Origin of the sequence: Micromonospora sp. LOL_025 (assembly GCF_048060285.1) — a bacterium.
Classification (GTDB): domain Bacteria; phylum Actinomycetota; class Actinomycetes; order Mycobacteriales; family Micromonosporaceae; genus Micromonospora.
The window spans coordinates 1-1,227 of sequence record NZ_JBHMIR010000094.1 but is presented as its reverse complement, the minus strand read 5'-3'; the positions used below and the strand labels follow the sequence as shown (position 1 = coordinate 1,227).

The window sequence follows — 1,227 nt, the reverse complement described above, 5'->3', positions numbered from 1 at the left end:
GAAGCGCTCCGCCGTCAGCGCCGGCTGACCCGCGTAGCCACGGGCCACACCCACACCACCGACATACAGCTCGCCGACCACACCCACCGGGGACAGGTGCAGATCCCGGTTCAACACGTACATCGTCATGCCCGGCAACGCCCGACCGATCGGCACCACCGGACCCGCCTGCTCGCCCACCACCGGGAAGACGCAGGTACCCACACTCGCCTCGGTCGGCCCGTACTCGTTGACCAGACCGCCCGGACCCAACAGACCCAGCCACCGGTTCGCCAACGCCGCCGGCAACGCCTCACCCGCGACCACCACCACCGCCGCCAACGACGCCAACGCCTCATCCGACAACTGCCGACCAAGAATCTCCAGATGACCCGGCGTCAACTTCAAGAAACTGAACGGCCCCGACGACGCCAACACCGCACCCAACTCGGCCAGATCCACATCCTGACCCACCATCACCACCCGCTGACCCGCCACCAACGGCGCCCACAGATTCGGCACCTGCAAGTCGAACGCCACCGACGAGAACACCGCACAACCACCCGCACCACGCGACACCAACTCACCCGCCGCCCACCGCACATGATTCGCCAACCCCCGGTGCGTCACCTGCACACCCTTCGGCCGACCCGTCGACCCCGACGTGAAAATCACGTACGCCAGCCCGTCGAGACCCGTGGCGCGCACCGGCAGCGGCGCGTCCGTCTCCCCGATCTCCTCGACGCGCACCACCTCCACGCCGACCGGGGCGAACCGGTCGGCGTACCGGTGCGAGGTCACCGCGACCCGGGCGCCCGCGTCGGCGAGCATCGCGGCGATGCGGCCCGGCGGGTACGACGGGTCCACCGGCACGAACGCCGCACCCGCCTTCCACACCCCCAACATCGACGCCACCAACTCCACACCACGGTCCAGCAGCACACCCACCACCGCACCGGCACCCACACCCCGGCCGGCCAACCAGCGGGCGACATTCTCCGCCCGCGCGTCCAGGCCCGCGAAGTCGACCGAGCGGTCGCCCGGCACCGACACCGCCTCCGCCGACGGCACCTCCGCCGCCCGCGCCTCGAACTCGGCCAGCACCGAACGCGACACCGGCGCCACCGCCGACGCCCCGTCGACCAACACCACCGGCAACTCACCCGCCGGCAGGCACACCACCGACGCGTCACCGTCCACGTCGGCGACCATCGCCTCCAACACCGCCCGGTACATGCCACCGAGGCG

1 protein-coding gene is annotated in these 1,227 nt (G+C 71.0%); it reads right to left on the bottom strand.

All coding sequences use genetic code 11. From position 1 onward, the window contains the following. The coding region (locus ACFHW0_RS31620; RefSeq protein WP_416613287.1) for an AMP-binding protein at positions 1-1,191 on the bottom strand (1,191 nt) is incomplete at its 3' end. Positions 1,192-1,227 lie beyond the last annotated feature (36 nt).